Raw genomic sequence first — 22,940 nt, 5'->3', positions numbered from 1 at the left:
CCTCATTTGTGGAGTGCGATCATGGCAGACGATTTCGACAACCGGCAAGGCCGCCGCCTGGCCTTTGTGACGGGCGCGACCGGGCTTCTCGGCAACAATCTTGTCCGCGAACTGCTTGCCGATGGCTGGCAGGTGCGGGCGCTGGCGCGTTCGCCGGACAAGGCGCGCCGACAGTTTGCCGGGCTGGACGTCGAGATCGTGCATGGTGACATGCTAAACTTAGCCGGCTTTTCTTCAGCGCTAGCCGGCGTTGACGTGGTGTTCCATACCGCCGCCTTCTTCCGCGATTCCTACAAGGGGGGACGGCATTGGCGGGAACTTCATGCGGCCAATGTGGAGGGCACGCGCAACCTGCTGGAAGCCGCCTATGCCGCGGGCGTGCGACGCTTCGTCCAAACCAGTTCGGTCGCCGTGCTCTACGGGCCGCGCGGAACCCTCATCGACGAGACCATGCTGCGGGACGAGCGGGACACCGACGACTATTATCGCAGCAAGATCCTGTCGGACCGCGAAGTCCTCGCCTTTCTGGGCGCCCATCCGGATTTCTGGGCGGCGCTGGTGCTGCCCGGCTGGATGCATGGCCCCGGCGACAGCGGACCGACGGCGGCGGGACAGACGGTCATCGACGTGGCGATGAAGCGCTTGCCCGGCGTGCCGCCCGGCTCTTTCTCGGTGGTGGACGCCCGCGACGTGGCCAGGGCCATGATCCTCGCCCATGAGAAAGGCCGGCGCGGCGAGCGCTATCTAGCGGCCGGCCGGCACATGACCATGGCCGACCTCCTGCCGTTGATCGGTGAGGCCACAGGCGTCGTGGCGCCCCGGCGGCAAATTCCGCTCTGGCTGCTGCACGTGGTCGCCGCCGGCTACGAGGCCCTTGCGCGGGTCACGGGGCGTCCGGTGTTGCTGAGCCGGGCAATGGCCCGCACGGTCGCCCGCGAGGATGACCGCTCGCGCTACGACCATGCCAAGAGCGAAGCCGAACTCGGCCTGAGATTTCGCCCGGTGGCGGAGACGCTGCGCGACGAGGTCGCCTGGTTCCGGGCGAATGGCGTCATTGCGGATCGGTCGTCGCGAGGGTGAAGCCCTCGTCGATCCAGCCGGTGATGCCGCCGGCCATGATCTTCACCGGACGGCCGAGTTCGGCGAGGCGCAGCGCACCACGTGCGGCGCCGTTGCAATGGGGGCCTGCGCAATAGATGACGAAGATGGTGTCATCCGGCCAGGCCGCCATCTTCGAGCGAATGATCTTGCCATGCGGCAGGTTGATGGCGCCGGGAATGTGCCCCCTGGCGTAAAGCGCGGGGCTGCGCACATCGAGGAGCACGAAGTCGGCTCCCTTTTCCAGGGAGTCATGCACATCCCAGCAATCGGTCTCGAAGGTGAACTCGGCGGCAAAATGCTCGCGGGCAAGGTCGCTGGGCGCGGGGGGAATGGCTGTCACGGTGGTGGTCATGGGGGATCTCCTTTGCCCCTCGATCCTCGCCGGTCGACGCCGGCCTTGCAATTGGCGTGATTGACATTATACGTCAAGATCATGCCAAAGCTCACCGGCCCTCTCGTGGTTGCCCTCGTCTATGACGGGCTCTGTACCTTCGAATTCGGTATCGTTGCCGAGATCTTCGGACTGGCGCGCCCGGAGATGGGCGAGCACTGGTATCGCTTTGCCAGCTGCGCTCTCGATGATGGGCCAATGCGGGCGCATGGCGGGTTGACCTTCGTGGCCGATGGCGGCGCGGATCTGATGGATGAGGCCGACATCATCGTGGTGCCCGGCTGGAAGGGCGCCGCTGTCCCCGTGCCTGACAGGCTCGTCACGCGGCTTCGGGCGGCGCACGCGCGCGGCGCGCGTCTGGCGTCGATCTGCTCGGGGGCCTTCGTGCTGGCGGCGACCGGGCTTTTGTCGGGCGGTACCATCACCACCCATTGGCGCTATGCCGAGGCCTTGGGCGCGCGGCATCCTGACATGACGGTGGACGCAGCCTCGCTCTACCGTGAACACAACGGCCTGTTCACCTCGGCGGGAAGCGCGGCCGGCATCGACCTGATGATCGAGCTGGTGCGGCGGGACTTCGGCCCGGCGGCGGCCAACTCGGTCGCGCGTCGTCTCGTCATGCCCGCGCATCGCTCGGGTGGGCAGGCGCAGTTTCTGGAACGCCCGGTGCCCGAGCGCAAGGAGACGGCGATCGCGCCGCTGCTCGATGCCATCCGGAGCGATCCTGCCGCCGACTGGAGCGTGCAGCGCATGGCCTCTGCCTGCCGCATGAGCGTCCGCACCTTCCTGCGGCGGTTCGGCGAGGCCACGGGTCAAACGCCGGGCGACTGGCTGATCGCCGAACGGGTGGACGCGGCCAGGCGTCTGCTCTGCCAGGAGCGTGAAAGCGTTGATACCGTTGCGCAAACCTCGGGCTTCGGCAGCCCCGAAGCGCTCCGCCATCATTTCCGCAAGCGCATCGGCGTGAGCCCGACCGAGTATCGGGCGCGATTTCTCGCAGAGCGGCGGTGAGTGGTCCAGGCCGCGGCGGCAGATCAGCGCCGGGCAAGCCATTCCTTGCGCAGAAGGGCATATTGCACGGTGTTCTCGTAGATCGGGACGCCGTTTTGGTCGTTGCCGAACGTGACGAACTCCAGGAAGACGCCTTCCTGCCGCATGCCCAACTTTTCGCAGAGGCGGCGGGAGGCAAGATTGTCGTCTTCGGCATAGGCATAGAGCCGGCGAACCTGCCGCGCGCCGAACAGATGCGCGACAAGGGCCTGCGCGGCTTCATGGGCAAAGCCCTGACCGGCGACGTCGGCGTTGAAGTTCCAGCCGATTGAGGTGGAGTCGTCTTCCGCAGTGGCGAAGACATCGCCGATCACCCGGTCCGATGCCTTGAGGCAGACCGCGATATATTCGTCGTCCTGGCTGCGCCTCAACGCCTCGGCTTCGGCGGCGGCCATGTCGTCCAGCGTCAGCGAGTAGAAGCAACTCGCCCTCGGGGCGTGCAGATACGCAAAGAGATCTGCCGCATCCGAGGCGCGAAAGTTCCTGAGCACCAGCCGGTCCGTTTCAATGGCGTCCAATTCGTCTCGCTCCGTGTTCACACGCCACGGCCTGGGCAGCAGACCGCGTGGCTCTCACAGGGCTACAGACTGAATACGGCACGGAAAAGATCGAGCGGTATCCGCGGGATGTTCTCCCGGTCGGGAGCGGGCTTGATGGCCTCGCCTGCAGTCTTCTTGCGCTTGAGCCGCGCAATCACGCCCGCCCCGGAGGGGACGGGCGCTGCAGGTTTCGTGCTGGACAGGCTCTCCGCCAACCCAGGATCGATGGCCACGTCGGCTTCGCCCATCAACACGGATTTGACCGCGTGGAAGGCCAGCGCTCGATAGGCCTCGAACTGTTCCTCGGAAAAGAGCTGGTCAAGCGTTGTCTCGAAGGGGAAGGCCGGGTGGCGCTTCCTGTATTCAGCGACATAGTCGTTTTCGTCGCCGGTCAAGGTGGGCTTGAAATAGACCAGAATGCCCTTGTTGCCGTTCCGGTAATGGATCAGGCCGATGGCGCATGAACCTTCGACAGCCCGTCGTCGCCCGGACGCAGGTCCTGCCATGGCAGATCGATGGTCACGCCCAGGTCGATACGGGCCAGGCGCTGCAGCGAGATGATGGCGCCAAAGCCCATGAGATGGTCTTCCTCGCCGTCGATGGCGATGATGAGGGCGCATTGCCGCCGCAGCAGCTCGTAAATGCCAAGATTTTCGATGTGGCCGCCGTCGGTCAGGTAGCAATAGGGGCGCGTCTCGTCGAGACGCCCTAGCAACTCGTCCACGGCCAGCAGGCATCGCCCCCTCTTGGGGTCGGGAGCAAGGCGGGGATTTGGAAGCCAATAGCCGAGGCGAATGTTGAGGAAGGCGAGTGTGGGGGCCAGGACCGGAATGGAATGCGTGCCCTGATAGGTCGAGACCGCGGCACCGCTGATGGCCATCACCGCCGCGCAATCAAGCTTGTCGCGCTTACCGTCTTCCAGTTCCGAGGTGGCGACGAAGCCGGTTTCGAGGCTCCCCGAGTAACGCGGGCTGAAGAAGAAGAAGGCAGCATTGCGCGCGCGCATGTTCGCCTTTTTTGACCCGGCGATGTTGAGGGTCGCGTTGAACAAGGGATAGGGCGCCGAATCCGCCTTGTTCGCGCGCGTGGCAAACTCGGAGACCTTGGGCTTGACCGAAGCGGCCACAAAGGCCTGCCCGAGGCGGCCACGGTAAAGACCATGCAGGGAGTTGGCGTTGGCGTCGCGCAGGCAGAAGAGTGCAGCCCCGCCACTGAGGAGACAAACCAGCAGAAGCCAGTCATTTGGGAACAGGAATCCAGTGACTGCACCAAGACCGGTCGGCAGGTTCATTCCGGTCGCGTCCGTGGCCGGGCCGCTCCGCAACCACGTTGCCCAGACGAACAGGGTCGCAAACCACAGCAGCAGCGGAATGATCAGCGCGGCCACAAAATAGAGAGACTTGTTCAAGGCACCCGACAGAACCGGGGACCGCGACTTGGCCTTTTCAGCGCTCTTCACCACCTTGAGAATCGTCTCGGCGCCGCCGCTCCGCAACCCGGCCGCGACGGTGGAGAGCAGGCCGAACAGGATGGCCGCCTCAATCCTCGATCCGGGCACCAGCAGCACCTGATCGAGGAACAAGAGCAGCACAAGCGGCTGCAGGTCGAGAAAGATTGCCGCGCCAAGCGCAACGAAAAGGCAGCCCCCCAAAGAAGACCATGAAGTGAACTGCTCAGCACCCGGCCGAGCCGCCCGTATGATGCCATAAACTGTGAAGTAGGCGGCTACAACGACCGCCGACAAGGCCGACAGTGATGCGGCCCATTCGGGCGGGTGCCCTAGAGCCAGAACTCCGGTGGTACCCCATGCGACGACCAGGACGCCCACAAGGACACCGATCGAAGCCAATCCCTTGAACCAAGGACGTCCGGCCTTCACAATGTGCGGCAGCGCAAGCATGATCAGAACAAGCACTATGATCGGGCACCAATCCGCCAGCTGCGGCGCCTTGAACAGGCGGGTCGCGACATTCGCCAGAGCATGCATCCACGCTGTCGTCAGGCTGCCCCGCGTCGGATAGCAGAGCAGCAGCAGGAAAGAGTTCAGGGCGAGGATGACGGCGATGACCCAGAGCAGGTTGCCCCAGAAGCCCCGGACAACAATCGCCATGTCTCTTATGACGTCCTTCATCCCATTGGGGCGGAGGAAGTTGGAATAGTCCCGCAAGCGGCTAACGTAGTAGGAGTCGCCGTAGTCCTCGCTGTTCTTCTTGATGAATGGAAAGCGCGCGTCGGAATCGTCGCGATAGTTGGCCTCCCGATTTTGTGTTGCTCCCTGAGCTTCAGCCAGAATGGCCGCCTGCAGGGCGACCGAGGTATAACCGCCGCCGGAGACCGAGGAGATATAGTCCACTGCCGGAAAGACATCGGCCGCCGCCAGGGCTTGCAGGGCGCCGAGAGATTGAGCCGCCGATCGAATGCCGCCGCCGGACAAGGCAACCCCGACCAGATCTTGCGTACCATTGTCGGGGCCACGCCCGGCAGCCGCACGCCGAGCCTTGATGTTTTCGGCCTCCGCATCGCAGACGTGATCGGGCAGCTTCCAAATGAGTTCGTCGGCCATGTCCCCCTCCCCCGAAAAAGACAAACAGCAATGATCAGAACCGCCGGAAAACCGACCTTTCAATTGTAACACAAAGCCCGAACTCGGCAATCAAAGATTGACGAACCTGAGAATATCAATCGACCGAAAGGCGTAGGGGTCAGTCGGCAACCTCGAAGGCCGCGCGCACGAGGCGGCGCGTGTAATCGGTGGCGGGGCGGGTCAGCACATCGTCGACGCTGCCTTGCTCGACGATCTTGCCGTGCTGCATGACGATCACGCGATGGCAGAGGGCGCGGACGACCTTCAGGTCGTGCGAAATGAAGAGATAGCTGAGGTTGCGCGTCTCCTGCAGGTTTCGCAGCAAGTCGATGATCTTGGCCTGCACCGACAGATCCAGCGCCGAGGTGGGTTCGTCGAGAAGGATGAACTCGGGCTCCAGCGCAATGGCGCGGGCGATGGCGATGCGTTGGCGTTGGCCACCGGAGAACTCATGGGGGAAGCGCGAGAGGATGTTGACGGGCATGCCGGCAGCATCGAGCGCGTCGCGGACCCGATCGATCCGCTCGGCGGCATTGGCCCCGATCCGGTTGACGATCAAACCTTCCTCGATGATCTGGCTGACGGTCAGACGCGGATTGAGGGACGAGAAGGGATCCTGAAACACGATCTGCATGCGCGACCGCAGCGGGCGCAGTTGCTCGCGGTTCTTGCCGTGGATGGGTTGGCCTTCGAAGTAGATCTCCCCGTGCTGGCTGGCGATCAGCCGCAACAGGGCCTGTCCGAAGGTGGTCTTGCCCGACCCGCTTTCGCCAACGAGGCCCAGCGTCTCCTTGCGCTTGACGGCCAGGCTGAGGCTATCCACGGCGACGAACTCGTGGAAATCGGGCACGAAGAAGCCGCCCGACTTGAGAGTGAAGGCGACACGGACTTCGCGTCCTTCCAGAATGGTGGGGGCATCCGGGGCGATGGGCGGCACCGTGCCGCGGGGTTCCGATCCCAGCAGATGCCGGGTGTAGGCATGTTGGGGAGCGGCAAACAGGGCGTCGGTGGCGTTGTGTTCCTTGATCTCGCCTTTCTGCATCACATAGACATAGTCGGAGAATTTGCGGACGATGGTCAGGTCATGGGTGATCAGGATCACCGCCATCCCGTGCTTCTTCTGCAAATCCCTGATGAGATTGAGGATCTGCGCCTGGACGGTGACGTCGAGCGCGGTGGTCGGTTCGTCGGCGATCAGCAGGTCGGGATTGTTGGCGAGTGCCATGGCGATCATCACGCGCTGGCGCTGGCCGCCGGACAGCTGGTGCGGATATTGATCGATGCGCGTTTCCGGCTCGGGAATCCTGACTTCGGCGAGCAGCTGGATCGCCCGCTTGCGCGCTTCGGCCCGTGACAGGCGGGTGTGGACGCGGATCGCCTCGATGATCTGCGCGCCGATGGAATAGACCGGGTTCAGCGAGCTCAGCGGCTCCTGAAAGATCATGGCAATGCGCGAGCCGCGCATGCCGCGACGGCGGTTGGCCGACCAGGCCAGCATGTTGTCGCCCTCATAGGCAACCGATGCGCCCTTGGCGACACGCGATCGCTTGCCGAGCAGGCCGATGATCGCACGCGCCGTGACCGACTTGCCCGAGCCGGACTCGCCGACAATGGCGACGGTCTCACCACGGTGTACCTGCAGGCCGACGCCGCACACGGCCTTGACCTCCTCGCCATCGACGGCAAAGCTGACGGCCAGATCCTGCACGTCGATCAAGGGCCGGTCCGTGTGCCGGTCGGCGTCCAGGCGGGTTCCCGGGGCGAATTCGCTGTTGGATCGCATGGACGTGTCCTCAATAAGGATCGATGGCGTCGCGCAGACCGTCGCCGAGCGCGTTGAAGGCAAACACCGTGACGAAGACGAAGGCGACCGGCGAGAGGATCCAGGGATAGGAGCCGATGGCCGAGTAGTTGGCGGTATCCTGCAGCATCAGCCCCCAGGAGATCAGCGGCGGCTTCACAGCAAAGCCGAGGAAGCCCAGGAAGGATTCCAGCAGCACCACATTGGGGATGGCCAGCGTCACCGCCACGATCACGTGGCTGAGGACGTTGGGGAAGATATGCCGGAAGATGATGCGCCGGTCGGTGACGCCGATGGCAATGGCGGCGCGCACATATTCGATGCGCGCCAGTGCCAGCGTCTTGCCGCGGACCTCGCGGGACAGCTGCGCCCAGCCAAGGGCGGACAGGACGAAGATGACAAAGGCGAGGAACACCGACGTCGGCGCGGTCACCGGGATCAACGAGGTCAGCGCCAGATAGAAGGGCAGTTGCGGGAAGGCCAGCACCAGTTCGACGAAGCGCTGCACCCAGGTGTCGAACCGGCCACCGAAATAGCCCGAGATCAGACCGACCGCGGTGCCGACAACGGTGATGAGGGAGACGACCGTCAGGGCGATCATCAGCGAGATGCGCGCACCGTAGAAGGCACGGGACAACACGTCGCGGCCGAACTTGTCCGTCCCCAGAAAGTGAACCGGCTTGCCGTCGGTGGTGCCAAACAGATGGATGTCCGTGGGGATGAGCCACAACAGATCATAGGGCGCACCGGTCACGAACAGGCCGATGAGGCGCGGATTGTCATAGTCGGGCGCCATCAGCGGCTGATAGGTGACCGGATCGAGCTCCTCGCCTTCCTTCAGCGGGTAGATGCGCGGCTGCAGCACGAAGTTGCCGTCCTTGTCATGGAAGGACAACAGTTCCGGTGGCGAATAGGCGATGTCGGTGAACTTCGGATCGACCGGCGACAGGAAGTCGGCCAGGAGTGCCGTGGCGAGCATCATTGCCACGAGGACCAGACCGAACATGCCGGTCCAGGAGCGTTTGAACCGGCGCCAGACCAGAGCCGAGTAGCTTTGACCGACGCTCTGGATGCCCGATCCGATATCCGGTTCCACAGGAGATTCAGCGGGTGCCAGCATCACTCTGCTCCTCCCCCGAGGCGAATGCGCGGGTCCAGCAGCACGAGCAGCAGATCCGCGATGATGTTGCCGACGATCAGCGTCGCCGAGAGGACGAGCATGAAGGTTGCCGTCACGTAGACGTCGCCCACATGCATCGAGCCGACGATCGCCGGACCGACGGTGGGCAGGGCAAAGGTGATGGCCGTCTCGATCTCGCCGGTCAGCATGTAGGGCAGCACGACCCCCTGATACATGACGAGCGGGTGCAGCGCGTTCGGCACCGCATGCCGCAGCACGACGGCGCTCTCGCGCAGGCCCTTGGCACGGGCCGTCTCCACATATTGGGCGTTGAGCGTGTCCAGCAGATTGCCGCGCATCACACGCATGTTGTAGGCGAGCCCGCCGAAGGTGGCGATGACGATCACCGGCCAGACATGCTGGATGAGATTGACGAACTTGCCCCAGGACCAGGGCGCCCCGCCGTATCTTGCGGAGAAGAAGCTGTTGATTTCACTGACGTTGAAGTGGAACACCAGCACATAGACGATGACCAGCGCCATCAGGAAGCGTGGCACGGTCATGCCGATGAAGGAGATGGTCGAGAGCAGGCTGTCGACCCAGGTATATTGCCGAGTGGCGGCGATGATTCCGAAGCTGATGCCGATCAGCGAAGCAAGGATGTGGCAGGTGAGCGCCAGCGCGATGGTGCGCGGCAGGCGCTCGGCCACGACATCGCGCACCGGCTTGTTGTAGAACATGCTGTTGCCGAAATCGCCGCGGGTGACGATGCCGCCAATCCAGTTGAAGTATTGAACCGGCAGCGGCTTGTCGAGCCCATGCTCGATCCGATAGGCCTGCGCCTGCACTTCGGCCTCTTCGAAGCTGGCGCCCCCCTGATTGATCAGCTGCATGCGGATGTAGTCGCCATAGTCGCCAGGTGGCGCCTGGATGATGGCGAAGGTGACGACGCTCAGGATGAACAGCACCGGCACGGCGGATGCGATGCGAACGAGCAGAAATCTCAACATGGTCGGCGGCTTCTCTCTCGACACTCGTATGGAAGCACAAATGTCCCGGCGGGGCGCCCCGCCGGGACATGGGCCTGTTGACGGAGAGCTTATTCAACAGGGCCCTTATCGCCAGGCTTGCCGGGCAGGCTGTCCTTGTGCAGCTCGAAGTCGCCCTGCTTGTCGGCGGCGACGAAGACACGCTCACGCATGATGCTGTCTTCCGCCCAGTTGAACATCAGGATCGGTGTGCCCGAGGGGATGTTCGAGAAGCGCTTGTTGATGATCAGCGCGCCGGGATATTCGGTCAGGCCGACGGTGTAGACGTTCTTGGTGTAGATCTCCTGATACTTGTGGATCAGATCAACGCGGGCAGCCTCGTCCTGCGTGGCGGTGAACTTGTTGACGAGATCAGCCAGCTCCGTCTCGAAGGGCAACAGGTCCATCTGGCCACCCTCCGGTGCGCGATGGAACCAGGACGTCTTGGGTCCGACCGCGGCCAGCTGCGGGGTGTTCTGCACCACGGTGGCAATCTCGGAACCGTTGCGGAGGATCATCCAGTCGAACTGACCGGAGTAGTTCAGCGCATCCCGCTGCTTGCCGTCCTGGGCGTTCAGCACAACACGCAAGCCAAGCTTCTCCATCTGGCCAATCACGCCTTCGGCGAGGTTCTTGTCGGTGCTGTAGTCACCGCTGACCAGCAGCGTGATCTCCACATCGCTGCCCTTCATCGGGCCGTCGGTGTAGTTGACGATGCCGTTGCCGTCGGTGTCTTCAAGACCGGCAGCCTTCAGTTCGGCCTTGGCGCCTTCCAGGTCGAAGGGATAGTAGAAGGTGCTGTTGCGGTCATAGAAGCTGGAACCGGAAGAAATGCCGCCGGGATAGATGGCGGTGAAAGGTCCCTTCACCAGGGACTGGCCGAGCTTTTCCCGATCCGTCGCCATGCTCACCGCCTTGCGGAAGTGATCGTTGCGATTGAGCTCGCGCACCGCCTGCGCCCGCTTGTCCGGCTCGCCCCAGCCGTTGGCCGACAGGTTGAAGTCCAGGTTATAGCCGATGAGACGCGGTCCGAACTCGAGGCGCGCCGGCGCGCTGGCTTCGGCGGAGCGCTTCAGCGACTCGACGAAGTTCTCCGGCTGTTCGAGGTTCGAGAAGTCGCCGGAGCCGGCTACGGCCTGCACGTCGCGATCGGCCCAGGTGGACAGCTTGTAGTGCAACTCGTCGAGATAGGGCAGCTGATTGCCGGACTCGTCGACCTTCCAGTAATAGGGATTGCGACGCAGGACGATGATATCGTCAGGGCGATATTCCACCGGAACCCAGGCGCCCATCACCGGCCAGTTCATGAAGTTCGGCGGGAAGGCGTTCTTGTACTGATCATAGGTATTCTTGGAATACTTCGGATGCATAGGCTTGAGCATATGCGCCGGGCCAGGACAGAAGGTGCCATAGGCCATGTTGTAGAGATATTGCTTGGGGAAAGCGTCCTTGAAGGTCCACTCGACCGTGTAATCGTCAAGCGCCTTCAGCGTGGTCCCCTCGCCGAAGGTTTCCTGCGTGGCACCGTTGAGCGGCGACACATTGGGGTCGAGCACATTGTCGTCCCAGTAGAACATCACGTCTTCCGAGGTGAAGGGCACGCCGTCGGACCATTTGGCGCCTTCGATCAGGTGCATGGTCAGCTTGTGACCATCCGCCGACCATTCCCAGCTCTTGGCGAGGTTGGGCAGCGGCTCCATGCCCTTGGCATTGACCTCGAACAGCGGCGCGGTGCGCGTCAGGCACTCATAGAGGCCGATGTCGATGCCTCCCCAGCCCTGTGTCTGCCCGGCCTCGTAGTTCCAGCCCTCCGGACGACCGCCGATCACATGACGCATCACGTCACCATAGGTGCCGATGCCGTCGGGCATGTTGCCGGCCTTGTAGACCAGCGGCTCCTTGGGCAGGCGATCGGCCACTTTCGGCAGCTTGCCGGTGTCGACGAAATTCTTGGTGATCCAGCCGGGCTCGTGATAGGCGGGCAAGGCCTTGAATTCAAAGATGTCGCTGGCGTTGACGTAGTTGATCTTGGCGAGCCCCTTGAAGGTCGGCGCTTCCGGCACCACCGTCAGCTCCGATGCCTGGGCAACCGCGAAGGTCATCGCGGTCCCCAGCAGCAATGCAGTCGCAAATCTCTTCAATTGCATGATTGTTCTTCCTCCCGTTGCGCCGCTGCTCCCCGCGGCGTTGCGTCATTGCCGGCCCAGGCCCTCGTTTCCACCTGCGCCCGCTCCCTCCATGACAGCTGTTTCACGCGTCCTTCAGCCGCTTCTCCTCGCGAAGGGCTTCCACGTTGCGAACCTCCCGGCGGGCCGAACCAGCCCATTCGCGCGTCTTGACGGTCCCCTTGGCCAGACGCGCCCGCGCCGCTCCCAGCGCGTCCGCATATTGCGGCAGCCATTGCGCCTGCGCGACCACCATCTCGTCCACCATCTGCCAAACCTCCTCGGGGTTGCAGATGGCGCCGACGAGCGGATCGTGCAGCACGGCAGCCTTCAACAGGTCGATGTCACCGGTCACCGCCGCATGCACCGACATGCGCTGCACGTTGATCGAGGCCATGCAGGTCGCCGCACAGGCCTCGGGCAAGGTGATCCCTGCCGCCATGTTGAGGCCGAAGCGATCGACGAAGCCGGGCGATTCAATGATGCAGTCGGACGGCAGGTTGGTGATGACGCCGTTGTTCTTCTGATTGAAATGACCGCGATAGACCCGGCCGGTTTCCAGCGCTTCGAGAATGTGGCTCGCGTGTTCATTGGAGCGCTTGGCTGGATCGAGCGTCTTGCCCGCCTCTTCGAGGAACACGGGGAAGTCGGTCTCGAACCAGTTGCGTTGCTCGGTGGTATAGCGCAGATAGCCGCCGGTTTCGCCATGAATCCAGTCGGACATGTCGATCCAGCGATCGATTTCCTGCGGCCGCTTGCGATACCAGGGCAGGTATTCGCTGAGATGGCCGTTGCTTTCGGTCGAATAGACGCCGAAACGCTTCAGGACGTCGATGCGGACCTTTTCCTGTTGCGAATAGACCGGATGGGCCTCGAAGGCGGCGATCAACTCGTCCTTGCCGATCTTGCGCCCCTTGAGGCGCACATCGACAAACCAGGTCTGGTGATTGATGCCCGAGCAGATGAAGTCGAGCTCGCCGGGGCCGGCGCCCAGCACCTCGGCAATCTGCTCGCCGCCATGCTGCACCCCGTGGCAGAGGCCGATGGTGTTGACCTTGCCATAGTCGATCGCCGCCCAGGTGTTCATTGCCATGGGGTTGGCGTAGTTGAGGAAATAGGCCCCGGCTTCGGCCACCTCCCGAATATCCTTGCAGAAGTCGAGGATCACGGGAATGTTGCGCTGGCCATAGAGAATGCCGCCAGCGCAGATGGTGTCGCCGACACACTGATCAACGCCATATTTCAAGGGGATGCGGATATCGTCGGCATAGGCGTCGAGCCCGCCGACCCGCACGCAGGAGATCACGTAACGCGCGCCCTCGAGGGCCTTGCGCCGATCGGTGGTGGCGGTGATCTTCGCCGGCAGGTGATTGACCGCCACGATCCGCTCGACGATCGCCTTCACCATGGAAAGATTGTGCTCCGAAATGTCGGTCAACGCGAATTCCACGTCGGCGAACTCCGGCACGCAGAGAATGTCCATGCAGAGCTTCTTGGTGAAGCCAACACTGCCGGCGCCGATGATGGCGATCTTCAAACTGGACATGGAAGACTAACCTCTTGCAATCAGAGCATATTTCATCAGGAGAATAAGGAAGCCCGCCTTCAGGCGTGCGTCACCGCTGCGCAGATGCAGCGCGTGTGTCCCCGTCCCCCCGATGGCATTTCTATTTTCTTGTTGACTGTATTAGGACCTATAACCGACGCTATTTCCAGACGACGATTGTGCTTAATAGGGTAATTTCATGCTGCAGGAACTCATGGCTAGGGGGCCATCCATGGCCACGATCTCCCTGCCCCGCGGGCGTCAGCTCTTGCACACCATGCCTACCAGCGCGGGCTATGACATTCAAAACACAAGCGAATACAACTGGGATGGCCGCCAGCGAGGGCAGACGCCTTTCACCATCCTGCAATACACGATCTCCGGGCATGGAAATTTACGCCATGGAGACGAGGTCCACCGCATTCACCCTGGCGAGGCGATGCTGGTGTTCATCCCGCACAATCATCGATACTGGGTGCAGGATGGCGAGCATTGGGAGTTCTTCTGGATCTCCATGCACGGCAAGGACGCCCTCGGACTATTGTCAGCGGCATTGTCGGTGACCGGCCCGATCCTTCGGCCAAAGCCGCGGACGGTCGAGATCTTCGCCGACTGCTGCAATCGGCTGATCGAGGGGGAAGGCGACACGCCGGGGGCGGCGTCGGCACTGGCCTACCGGGTTGTGGCCGCGCTCTATGATGACGTCTTCTTCGGCCATACCGGCGAGGCGGAGGTGGACGGCCCCATGGCTCGCGTGGTGCGCTATGTGGGGGCCAATCTCGGGCGCGACCTGTCGGTGGACGCCCTGGCCGCCGTGGCCGGCCTCAGCCGGGCCCATTTCAGCCGCCTGTTCGCCCATTCGGTTGGCGTGCCGCCGGCGGAGTTCGTGCTGTCCGAGCGCATGCGCAAGGCCTCGAAGCTGCTGGCAGTCAACGGTGACGTCAGCATCAAGGAAGTCGCCGCCCTGGTCGGCTTTGACGACCCCAACTATTTCTCGAAAGTCTTCCGCCGACATTTCGGCGCAAGCCCGAGCGAATTCAGAACCACCGGCATGTACGCACACATGACCGTAGGGAATACGAAGGAGTGATTTGTGGTGGAGCACGAGGGCATCGTGTTCAGGCGCAGCAACGCCATCGCCCCCTCGCCGGGCAGCACCCAGCCGCCCGGTGCATCGTGTGTCCGTCCGCGACCAGATTGCGCAACCTGGCAGTCTCCTCCTCGATCGGCTCAAGCCGCTGCATTTGCGGCGGCACACCAGGACACCTGAGACAGGAATGCGATGCGGAAGCCCGCTTTCCACCTCACTCGGGCCACTCCAGTGGGCAAGATCCATCGTAGACACAGCCTATCTTGCATTCGGCAGTCTTCTTGCACTGAGGTTGTGGAGACGCATCGCTTTCCTCTTTGATGCGGAACCAGGCAACGTAGAGCGCGGGCAAGAACAAGAGTGTCAGTGCCGTACCAACGATGATGCCCCCCATCATTGCGAAGGCCATTGGCGCCCAGAACACGTCGCGGGCGATGGGCACCATACCGAGACTTGCGGCCGCAGCGGTCAGCATGATCGGCCTTACGCGTTCTTCGCAGGCCGTCGTCACCGCGTCCCACGCTCGCCTGCCTTCGCTGCGGAGTGTCTCGATCTGGACCACGAGGATCACCGAGTTGCGGATCAGGATGCCGATCAGCGCGATGATGCCAAGGATCGCCACGAAGCCGAGAGCGGACTGGCTGAGGAAAAGCGCGAGGGCCACGCCGATAAGAGCCAGGGGGGCCACGGACGCCACAAGGAACAATCGGTTGAAGCTTCTGAGCTGCAGCATCAGCACCGTTGCCATGATGAGGAGCATCAAGGGAACAACGGCCATGATGGGGGCTTGCGACTTCGCGCTTTCCTCCACCGGACCGCCGGTAGCCAGGCGATAGCCGGCTGGCAGCTTGGCGGTGAAGGCCTTGATTGCCGGTTCGAGCCGGGCGACGACGGAAGCTGGCAGCTCTGCATCGACAATATCGGCCTTGACCGTGATGGTGGGCAGCCGGTTGCGCCGCCAGATCACCGGCTGCTCCTGCTCATACTGGAAGGTGGCCACCGCGGCGAGTGGTACAGCTTTGCCGGTCCGGTTGGTCAACTGCAGGTTCTGCAGCGTCTCGATGGCGCCGCGTTCGCCGTCGCCGGCCCGTGCGACGACATTGACCAGATAAATGCTGTCGCGCACCTGCGTGATCGGAATCCCGCCCACGGTGCCGTTGAGCAGCGAGGCGATTTCAGCCGAACTGAGGCCAAGTTGCCGGGCCTTGTCCTGGAGAACGTCGACCTTGAGAACTCTGGCCGGCTCATTCCAATCGTAGATGGGAGCGCCGACACCGCCGGATGCCCCGACGATGGTGGCCAGATCTTGCGCCAGCTCGCGTACCTTCTGCACACTGGGGCCGCTAATTCGATATTGCACGGCCCGTCCGGCAGGCGGTCCGAGCGCCAGAAGGCTCACGTAGGCATCCGTTCCGACGAAGTTGTCCTTCAGCTCCCGAGCGATCCGCGCCCGAACACGCTCGCGCGCCTCCATGTCCTTGGTGACGATGACGGTCTGGCCGTAATAGGCGTTGGGTGGCTGGATATCGAGCGTCAGAATGAAGCGGACGGCACTCTGACCGACGTAGGAGCTCCAGTGATCGATGTCGGGATCGCCTTCAAGTGTCTTCTCGAAGCGGTCCATCCGGTCGCGCGTCTCTTCGATGGAGGCGTTCTGCGGAAGCGTCCAATCAATCAGGAGCTCCGGACGGTCGGAGGCGGGGAAGAACTGCTGCGGCACCATCTGGATCGCAACGACAGACAGGGCGAATGTCGCCAGCGTGATGCCGATGGTCAGCCAGCGCCAGCGCATGGCTGCGGCCAGCAGCTTCTGGAAGGCGACGAAGAAGCGCCCCGGCTTGTCATGCTTGTGCAGTTGCTTGGGCAACAGGGAGTAGCCGAGCAGCGGCGTGAATATGCCTGCGACAAGCCAGGACAGCAGCAGCGACAGCGCCAACACGGCGAACAGCGTATAGGTATACTCGCCCGCATCTGAGGTATTGAAGGCGATCGGCGTGAAGCCGGCGATGATGACCAGCGTGCCTGTCAGGCGCGGGAAGGCCGTCGCCGTGTAGATCTGCATCGCCGCCTGTCGCAGGCTGTCGCCCCGTTCGAGCCGGGCGATCATCATCTCGATGGCGATCATGGCGTCGTCGACCAGCAGGCCGAGCGCGATCACCAGCGCGCCCAGCGACACACGCTGCAGCGTAACACCCATGAGCTGCAGGCCAAGAAAGGTCATGGCCAGGACCAGCGGGATGGCGAGTGCGACGATCAGGCCGGCGCGCAATCCGAGACTGATGAAGCTGACGATGAGGACGATGACGACGGCTTCGAACAGCGACCGGGTGAAGTGGCCGATAGCCTCCTCGACCACCTTTGGCTGGTCGGCCACCAGATGGACCTCGACGCCGATCGGGAGATCACTGGTGATCTTGTCCAGCTCGGCATTGAGGCCCTTGCCGAACTCAAGGAGGTTCGCGCCCGCCTTCATGCTGATGGCCAGCCCGATCGCCGGCGTGCCGTTGTAGCGGAACAACGACGATGGCGGATCGGCATAGCCTCGCCTGATGTCGACAATGTCGCTCAGGCGAAAGAACCGGTCATTGACGCGCAGATTGAAGGCCTTGAGACTCTCCTCCGACACGAACTGGCCACTGACGCGCACGCTGACCCGCTCCGGGCCTGACTGGATCACGCCCGAGGGGACGATGGCATTTTGTGCCTGCACAGCCTGCAGCACAGTCTGCAGGTCGAGGCCGAGCGCGGCGATGCGTCGGGAGTTGAACTCAAGATAGATGACGTCGTCCTGCGCGCCGATCAAGTCGACCTTGCCCACGTTGGGAACGGTCATGATCGCGGTACGTGCGCTCTCCACATAGTCGCGCAACTGTCTTTGGGAGACGCCGTCGGCGGTGAAGGCATAGACGTTGCCGAACACATCTCCGAAGCGGTCGTTGTAGAAGGGGCCGATGACGCCTTGTGGCAGTTGCGGCTTGATGTCATCGATCATGTGGCGAATGTTGCCCCAGATCGCCTTGACCTCGGGGCCCTTCGTCGTCGAGCGCAGGTGAACGTAGATGGTGGTCTGGCCTGGCGTTGTCTCGCTCTTGGTATAGTCGAGCTGGTCCAGTTCCTCGAGCTTCTTCTCCAGCCGGTCGGTCACCTGATTGACCGTGTCCTCCACCGAAGCGCCGGGCCACATTGCGGCAATCACCATGGTCTTGATGGTGAATTGTGGATCCTCTTCACGGCCGAGGTGGAGATAGGCGAGGACGCCCGCCACCATGCTCACGATCATGAAGTACCAGATGACCGACGCGTTATCGAGCGCCAGCGCGGAGAGATTGAAGGTCTTCCTGCCGCTCCGGGGTTTGCCTGCTTGCTCGTTCATAACTGCGTCTCCTCGGAGAGCCTGACGGTTTGACCGGGCTGAAGTGCGTGGGCGCCGGCCCTGACGATACGCTCACCCGGCTGCAGGCCGGACAGGACGGTCACAACTGCGTCGCCGGGATGGGCGGTCTTGATCTGCCGTGCGGCAACCGAGGTGCTCGCGGGATCGACGACCCAGACCGCCTCGTGTCCGTCTTGCGTGAAGACAGCGGATGCGGGGATCTCGATTACGCCCGCCAGCCCGGTCGCGGCCGAGGCCGTGATCGTTGTTCCCAGCCGGAACTCGCTCGGCGGAGTGGGGAGCGAGATCTTCACTCGGCGGCTCCGGGTCAGCGGGTCAACGCTCGGCGCGATCTCGCGCACTTCGCCGTCCGCCTGAATGCCTGGAACAACCTGGAGCTCGATGCGAAAGCGACTGCCCTCATGCAGGGAGCCGGCAACGTCATCGGGCACGTCGATGACGGCCTCGCGGATATCAGGCCGGGCGATTGTCACCACCGGCTGTCCGGGCGTGACGACCTGGCCGACTTCAAGGTTGACGGCGGTGACGACGCCGTCGAACTCGGCTGTCAACTCGGCATAGCTGCGCTGCTCCAGCGCCTTGTCGAGCAGGCTCTGCGCGCGCCTCACACCGGCATTTGTGGCCACGCGCGCCTGCTGGATGGCCTCAAGCTGTTGCGATGTCGCATGTTTTTCGTCGAACAACGCTTGAACGCGCTTCTCGGCGGCGGCCACATTGGCATATTGGGCGTTGGCGTCGGCCACGGCGGCGCGGGCGTTGTTGATGGCAAGATCGAATGTGATGGGATCGAGGGAAGCCAGATGCTGGCCCTTCCTCACGTAATCCCCGAGGTTGATGGCACGGATAGTGACAGCCCCGAGCGCACGGAAAGCGAGCGTCGACTCGTAGCGCGGTTTGATCGATCCGGCGAACGGCCCGATGACGCCGGCCTTCGGGGCAACGATCATTGAAAGGACAGTCCGTACAGTCGGCTTTTGCGGCTCAGCCGCTTGGCAGCCCAACATACCCAAGACGCCGCTCAGGAGGAGCAGGACAGACACGCCCCTCATGACCGGGCCTCCGTGAAGGTGACCTTCTGATCGGGGTGCAGAAGCTGCGTCCCGGCGGTAACCACCAGATCGTTGGCTGCGAGCCCCTTGGCGATGACCAAACCGGAGTTGCTGTAGACATCGATCTCGACCGGCCGCAGCGCAACCGTTCCGCCCGGCTGATCGACGACCCACACCGCCGCCTTGCCGGCGATGGATGTGAGAGCGCTTGAGGGCACGATAAACAGGCTACGCGGCGCGGCTTGTGCCGTCACCCTGACGGCGGTGCCGAGAACCATGCCCGGTGGCGTCTCCTTGAGGGCCAACTTGATGCGTACAGCTCCGGTCGCACTCACGGTCGGCGATATCTCGCGGATCTCGGCCTTGGCGGTGACCGAGGGATTTGATAGCAGCGCGACGTGAATGCTGTCCCTGATTCCGGCAACCAGTGCAGCTTCCTGCACGTCGACGACGACGTCGCGGGGGCCATCAAGTGCCAGGACGAAAGCCGGCTGGCTCGGCTGGGCCACCTGCCCCACTTCCATGAAGCGAGCGGTGATCGTGCCAGCCGCCGGCGCCTTGAGCGTAGTCTGCGACAGCACATCGCGGGTGATCGCCAACTGCGCTTGCGCACCGGCCAGCATGGCCTCGGCACTGCGGCACTCCTGCAAGGCGTTGTCGAAATCGCGGCGTGTCGTGAATCCTTGCTCAAGCAGCGCCTTCTGCCGCTCGAAGTTGGCGTTCACCTGCCGGAGCCTCACGTCGGCGGCCTGTAGCGCCGCTGCAGCAGCTGCTACGTCCGCTTCCTGGATCTTGGGATCGAGACTGGCCAGCAAATCGCCCGCTGCCACATGATCTCCGACGTCGACCTTGCGATTGATCACCTGGCCACCGACGCGGAAAGCCAGATCGCTCTGGCTCCGCGCCACAACCTCGCCGGTGAGCACGAAGCGTGGCGTATAGGCGGAAGCCTGTACCTTTTGGACCTGCACGGCCGCGGGAACTTCGCCTTCGGTTCGAACGGGTTGCTGGCAACCGCCAAGCTGAAGGACGCCTGCACAGCAGGCCATGCCCAGACAGAGACGGAGCAGTCGCTCCCGCCCTCCGCCCCCGGAGGCGGAATTAGAGGCTTCCGGCAACATGAGGATCTCCATGGCCTGTGTGGGGCAGAAAAGCGCTCGGCGGACACCCCAAGGCGCGCATCGCATCTCGGTATGTATCCACACACATACATACCATGACTTTCTGACTAGACAACAGTCAAGTACGTACATACATATTTTGACGCAGGAGCCGAACCGGTCGTCAGACGTCCCCCGTGAAGAGGAGAGTGACATGAACCAACATCCCGAACTTGAAGTTGGTGCTGAAGACGAACCTCGCCCCCGCAGGCGCGACAAGGAGGCCAGCAAGAAGGCAATTCTTGAGGCCGGCGTCGAGGTCTTCTCCCTCCACGGCTATGACGCCGCGACAACCAAGATGATTGCCGCAACAGCGGGTCTCAACGAACAGCTGATCACGCGTTACTTTGGTGGCAAGGCGGGGCTGCTGCTGGCGGCGCTATCGGCCTACATCGACGAGGAGGCGCAGAACGAGGGCTATCCTGATGCGGCCGACTCTGTCGAAGGCGAGATCAGGCAGTTTCTGCTGCATCGCCACCGGCGCCTTCTTGAGCTCCAGGATTTCATGAAAGTCTTCATGCCCTTCTCGATGCGCGACGGCGACATCCGGGGGCAACTGGAAACCATCGTCTTCAAGGGGGCAGAGCGTGTGCTCGAGCGCCTGACGGATCTGCAGGCACGGGGATTGATCCGCGCAGACGCCAATCTGGAAGCCGTCGGCCTCGCCATTGGCGGCCAGTCCATGCACATCTCGTTTCATCTGCGCGTGGGCACCACCCTTGATGACCGCTATCTTCGCACCTTGATCGACGAGTTCGCCCGGACCCTCGCCAGAGGGCTAGCCCCAACGCCTTGAGAGCCCCCGGCAAAATGAGCTGCTGCCGGTTTCGTGGACACGCTCCTAAGCTAATTCGGCCATTCTTTCGAACTCGATCGGGCTGAGATAGCCGATGGTCGAGTGGCGCCGCTTCGGATTGTAGAAGCGTTCGATATAGTCGAACACGTCAGCTCTTGCCTGATCGCGGGTCCGGTAGACCTTCCGACAGACCTGCTCCGTTTTCAACGACGAGAAGAAGCTTTCCATTACCGAGTTATCCCAGACATTGCCCGCTCGGCTCATTGAACAGAAGATACCGGCGTCGGCGAGCAGCCTTTGGAACTGCTCGCTGGTGTACTGGCTACCGCGATCGGAATGGTGCAGTAGCGCATCCGGTTTTCCTCGACGCCACATTGCCATGACGAGGGCGTCCGTGACGAGTTGCGCCGTCATTTCCGCCTTCATCGACCAGCCGACCACACGTCGGGAGAACAGATCGACGACCGCTGCGACATATAGCCAGCCCTCCGCCGTCCAGACGTAGGTGAAGTCGGCCCCCCACTTCTTGTTCGGAGCCTCGGCTTCGAACTGGCGATCGAGCAGGTTCGTGGCGATTGCCTCGGCCTTCCTCTCGCCGTTATCGGCAGGAAGCGGCTCGCCGAACTCGACCTATTCGACCGCGTCCAGCTGGCCGCCGTTGTCGCCGTCTGCCGACAGAGCGCGACGCTCAGCGCCGCCGGCCGCCGCCTGTTCGCCGCCTCGCGCGAGCGCAAGGCCTCGGGCAACGACGCCGATCGGCTGCGCAAGTATCTGGCCCGATTTGGCTTGGAGTTCGAGGCGTTGCGCCGGTAGTGGACGGGACGTGCTCCCCGTGAGTGTTCATGCCAACCGTAGTCGTTGGCTTTCTGGACCGCCGTGTGTTGCGCGGACAGAGACGCAGCGATAAGCCGAGAGGCACGAGACGCGCGTCTGCGCCGAAGCAGAACTCTGCACGATCGATCGCGCCTTCATGCGGGGACGGCGATTATTTAATGTCTGCGCCTTTGAACGGGTAACACTCCACCGTCTGCTCCAGCTTTGAAAAGCCGCCTGCCCCTTGCCGTCGATGTCGCTCGTCCCGGAAGGGAGCTGCCGATCCGCCAGGCTATCACGAGCACCTAGATCACACCGGAACCGGCAACCGCTTTGCGGATCAGGTCGGCGGTGGTCACGTCGTGTCTGAAACCAAGCGCCAACTCACGCTTGATGTCGAGCGGCGGGAAGTTGCCGAAAACGCCCTCGATACGCTCGTCCGGTTCGAAGGCGATCTCTGGCTTCACGTCAGTGACCTCCGTCATGGCGGCGATAATCTCGCCGACGGAATGATGCAGTGCCGGAACCTGCACCACACCGGTGACATCAAGCCGCGCCGCGTGGCGGAGATTTTCAATCACGGTTGCGACCGACAGCCACCACGCGGTCGCGTCCGGGCCAACCGGACAGACATAGCGCCGGCCCGAGACCAAGGCGTGAATCAAATCGCTCATGAATGCCGATCCGAAGCCACTGGCCGAAGGCGGACGCGCAACAATCCCGGGCAGACGCAGGGCGATACCAGAAAGATTGCCGCGCCGGGTATGATCGGCAAGGGCGAGCTCGACCATCCGCTTGTGCGTACCATAGGTTATCAGAGGCTGGGTCGGAGTTGCGACGCCAACGGGCTCTCTGGACATCGCTCCATAGACTGCGATGCTGGACGCATAGACTACCCTTGCCCGCCCGGGGCTGGCCGCAAGACGATCGAACAGGTCGAGCGACGCATCGAGATTGACGCGCCGGCCAAGCGCCGGGTCTGCCTCGGCGAGGGCGCCAGGCACGCTGGCCAGATGATAGACGCAGTCGGGACCAGCCCGACTGGCTTGGTCGAGCGTCCCGCCGTCGTCCAGCCCGCCACGCACCCAGACTACGCGCGGATGGACGAGATCGTCGGGCTGCGGCACGACGTCCACGCAGGTGATGGCTGGACCGTCATTGTCGGTCAGGAGGCTGCTGACCAGAGCCCGTCCGATGAAGCCTCCAGCACCAGTCACAAGTATGGTCAAGCGAACCTCCGTTCACATCCTTCGGAGCAAACCATTGGTATGGCTCGGCCCATGTGATGGCCGTCCAATGCTTGCCCGGTGGTC

Annotated in this window: 18 protein-coding genes and 1 pseudogene; 5 read left to right on the top strand and 14 right to left on the bottom strand. The window is 63.0% G+C overall.

The features are described 5' to 3' along the window. Positions 1–21 precede the first annotated feature (21 nt). Positions 22–1,080 carry an SDR family oxidoreductase gene (locus L2I41_RS04190; protein ID WP_237152254.1) on the top strand — a complete coding sequence of 353 codons (1,059 nt, stop codon included), beginning with the start codon at positions 22–24 and terminating at the stop codon, positions 1,078–1,080. Here L2I41_RS04190 and L2I41_RS04185 read toward each other — a convergent pair. Next, positions 1,052–1,453, bottom strand: coding sequence for a rhodanese-like domain-containing protein (locus tag L2I41_RS04185; protein ID WP_237152253.1), 402 nt, complete (start codon positions 1,451–1,453; stop codon positions 1,052–1,054). The genes L2I41_RS04190 and L2I41_RS04185 overlap by 29 nt on opposite strands. Positions 1,454–1,534: 81 nt before the next feature. Here L2I41_RS04185 and ftrA point away from each other — a divergent pair, with 81 nt between their 5' ends. Further along, positions 1,535–2,503 (top strand): transcriptional regulator FtrA, encoded by a 969-nt coding sequence (ftrA, locus tag L2I41_RS04180; RefSeq protein ID WP_237152252.1) that lies wholly within the window; start codon positions 1,535–1,537, stop codon positions 2,501–2,503. A 23-nt stretch (positions 2,504–2,526) separates the two neighbouring features. Here ftrA and L2I41_RS04175 read toward each other — a convergent pair whose 3' ends face one another. The 8 genes from L2I41_RS04175 to L2I41_RS04140 all read right to left on the bottom strand — a co-directional run bounded on the left by L2I41_RS04175 (position 2,527) and on the right by L2I41_RS04140 (position 13,325). Beyond that, positions 2,527–3,060 (bottom strand): GNAT family N-acetyltransferase, encoded by a 534-nt coding sequence (locus L2I41_RS04175; RefSeq protein WP_237152251.1) that lies wholly within the window; start codon positions 3,058–3,060, stop codon positions 2,527–2,529. A 62-nt stretch (positions 3,061–3,122) separates the two neighbouring features. Further along, the gene (locus tag L2I41_RS04170) at positions 3,123–3,476 is read right to left on the bottom strand and encodes a hypothetical protein (protein WP_237152250.1); all 354 of its coding nucleotides are present in this window, start codon (positions 3,474–3,476) and stop codon (positions 3,123–3,125) included. Positions 3,477–3,526: 50 nt separating this feature from the next. Then, positions 3,527–5,644, bottom strand: a complete 2,118-nt coding sequence (locus L2I41_RS04165; RefSeq protein WP_237152249.1) for a patatin-like phospholipase family protein — start codon at positions 5,642–5,644, stop codon at positions 3,527–3,529. A 139-nt stretch (positions 5,645–5,783) separates the two neighbouring features. Further along, on the bottom strand, positions 5,784–7,448 hold the full coding sequence (locus L2I41_RS04160; RefSeq protein ID WP_237152248.1) for an ABC transporter ATP-binding protein: 1,665 nt from the start codon (positions 7,446–7,448) through the stop codon (positions 5,784–5,786). Between the two features lie 10 nt (positions 7,449–7,458). Next, the gene (locus tag L2I41_RS04155) at positions 7,459–8,586 is read right to left on the bottom strand and encodes an ABC transporter permease (RefSeq protein WP_237152247.1); all 1,128 of its coding nucleotides are present in this window, start codon (positions 8,584–8,586) and stop codon (positions 7,459–7,461) included. Then, positions 8,586–9,596, bottom strand: coding sequence for an ABC transporter permease (locus tag L2I41_RS04150; RefSeq protein WP_237152246.1), 1,011 nt, complete (start codon positions 9,594–9,596; stop codon positions 8,586–8,588). Before L2I41_RS04150 ends, L2I41_RS04155 begins: the two co-directional genes overlap by 1 nt. A gap of 89 nt (positions 9,597–9,685) precedes the next feature. Beyond that, positions 9,686–11,761, bottom strand: coding sequence for an ABC transporter substrate-binding protein (locus L2I41_RS04145; protein WP_237152245.1), 2,076 nt, complete (start codon positions 11,759–11,761; stop codon positions 9,686–9,688). Between the two features lie 103 nt (positions 11,762–11,864). After that, a complete protein-coding gene (locus L2I41_RS04140) occupies positions 11,865–13,325 on the bottom strand; it encodes an alpha-glucosidase/alpha-galactosidase (RefSeq protein WP_237152244.1) in 1,461 nt (486 codons plus the stop codon). A 232-nt stretch (positions 13,326–13,557) separates the two neighbouring features. Here L2I41_RS04140 and L2I41_RS04135 point away from each other — a divergent pair, with 232 nt between their 5' ends. Next, positions 13,558–14,415 carry an AraC family transcriptional regulator gene (locus L2I41_RS04135; protein ID WP_237152243.1) on the top strand — a complete coding sequence of 286 codons (858 nt, stop codon included), beginning with the start codon at positions 13,558–13,560 and terminating at the stop codon, positions 14,413–14,415. 214 nt (positions 14,416–14,629) lie between these two features. On the opposite strand, the gene L2I41_RS04130 is transcribed toward L2I41_RS04135, so the two are convergent. Genes L2I41_RS04130 through L2I41_RS04120 form a run of 3 tightly spaced genes read right to left on the bottom strand, consistent with a single transcriptional unit; the run spans position 14,630 to position 19,829 of the window. After that, a complete protein-coding gene (locus tag L2I41_RS04130; RefSeq protein WP_237152242.1) occupies positions 14,630–17,788 on the bottom strand; it encodes an efflux RND transporter permease subunit in 3,159 nt (1,052 codons plus the stop codon). After that, positions 17,785–18,858, bottom strand: a complete 1,074-nt coding sequence (locus tag L2I41_RS04125) for an efflux RND transporter periplasmic adaptor subunit (RefSeq protein ID WP_237152241.1) — start codon at positions 18,856–18,858, stop codon at positions 17,785–17,787. Before L2I41_RS04125 ends, L2I41_RS04130 begins: the two co-directional genes overlap by 4 nt. Beyond that, positions 18,855–19,829, bottom strand: coding sequence for an efflux RND transporter periplasmic adaptor subunit (locus L2I41_RS04120; protein WP_237152240.1), 975 nt, complete (start codon positions 19,827–19,829; stop codon positions 18,855–18,857). Before L2I41_RS04120 ends, L2I41_RS04125 begins: the two co-directional genes overlap by 4 nt. A gap of 343 nt (positions 19,830–20,172) precedes the next feature. On the opposite strand from L2I41_RS04120, the gene L2I41_RS04115 reads away from it, so the two are divergent. Continuing rightward, positions 20,173–20,814 carry a TetR/AcrR family transcriptional regulator gene (locus tag L2I41_RS04115; RefSeq protein ID WP_237152239.1) on the top strand — a complete coding sequence of 214 codons (642 nt, stop codon included), beginning with the start codon at positions 20,173–20,175 and terminating at the stop codon, positions 20,812–20,814. Between the two features lie 45 nt (positions 20,815–20,859). Here L2I41_RS04115 and L2I41_RS04110 read toward each other — a convergent pair. Further along, positions 20,860–21,426: pseudogene (locus tag L2I41_RS04110) on the bottom strand (IS3 family transposase); the annotation flags it as partial. Between L2I41_RS04110 and L2I41_RS21690 the strand changes: the two are divergent. Continuing rightward, the gene (locus L2I41_RS21690) at positions 21,364–21,627 is read left to right on the top strand and encodes a hypothetical protein (RefSeq protein ID WP_507161412.1); all 264 of its coding nucleotides are present in this window, start codon (positions 21,364–21,366) and stop codon (positions 21,625–21,627) included. The pseudogene L2I41_RS04110 and the gene L2I41_RS21690 overlap by 63 nt on opposite strands. Before the next feature lie 305 nt (positions 21,628–21,932). Here the strand turns inward: L2I41_RS21690 and L2I41_RS04100 are convergent, their stop codons facing one another. Then, a complete protein-coding gene (locus L2I41_RS04100) occupies positions 21,933–22,856 on the bottom strand; it encodes an NAD-dependent epimerase/dehydratase family protein (RefSeq protein ID WP_237152238.1) in 924 nt (307 codons plus the stop codon). Between the last annotated feature and the right edge of the window lie 84 nt (positions 22,857–22,940).

Source organism: Oryzibacter oryziterrae, assembly GCF_021864535.1.
GTDB lineage: Bacteria > Pseudomonadota > Alphaproteobacteria > Rhizobiales > Pleomorphomonadaceae > Pleomorphomonas > Pleomorphomonas oryziterrae.
The sequence above is the reverse complement of the archived record's forward strand: the minus strand, read 5'-3'. Positions and strand labels throughout refer to the sequence as shown.

Coding starts and splice junctions, on each gene's coding strand:
- L2I41_RS04190 (WP_237152254.1), top strand. CDS start 22: ATGGCAGACGATTTCGACAACCGGCAAGGCCGCCGCCTGGCCTTTGTG.
- L2I41_RS04185 (WP_237152253.1), bottom strand. CDS start 1,453: ATGACCACCACCGTGACAGCCATTCCCCCCGCGCCCAGCGACCTTGCC.
- ftrA (WP_237152252.1), top strand. CDS start 1,535: ATGCCAAAGCTCACCGGCCCTCTCGTGGTTGCCCTCGTCTATGACGGG.
- L2I41_RS04165 (WP_237152249.1), bottom strand. CDS start 5,644: ATGGCCGACGAACTCATTTGGAAGCTGCCCGATCACGTCTGCGATGCG.
- L2I41_RS04160 (WP_237152248.1), bottom strand. CDS start 7,448: ATGCGATCCAACAGCGAATTCGCCCCGGGAACCCGCCTGGACGCCGAC.
- L2I41_RS04155 (WP_237152247.1), bottom strand. CDS start 8,586: ATGCTGGCACCCGCTGAATCTCCTGTGGAACCGGATATCGGATCGGGC.
- L2I41_RS04150 (WP_237152246.1), bottom strand. CDS start 9,596: ATGTTGAGATTTCTGCTCGTTCGCATCGCATCCGCCGTGCCGGTGCTG.
- L2I41_RS04145 (WP_237152245.1), bottom strand. CDS start 11,761: ATGCAATTGAAGAGATTTGCGACTGCATTGCTGCTGGGGACCGCGATG.
- L2I41_RS04140 (WP_237152244.1), bottom strand. CDS start 13,325: ATGTCCAGTTTGAAGATCGCCATCATCGGCGCCGGCAGTGTTGGCTTC.
- L2I41_RS04135 (WP_237152243.1), top strand. CDS start 13,558: ATGGCCACGATCTCCCTGCCCCGCGGGCGTCAGCTCTTGCACACCATG.
- L2I41_RS04130 (WP_237152242.1), bottom strand. CDS start 17,788: ATGAACGAGCAAGCAGGCAAACCCCGGAGCGGCAGGAAGACCTTCAAT.
- L2I41_RS04125 (WP_237152241.1), bottom strand. CDS start 18,858: ATGAGGGGCGTGTCTGTCCTGCTCCTCCTGAGCGGCGTCTTGGGTATG.
- L2I41_RS04115 (WP_237152239.1), top strand. CDS start 20,173: ATGAACCAACATCCCGAACTTGAAGTTGGTGCTGAAGACGAACCTCGC.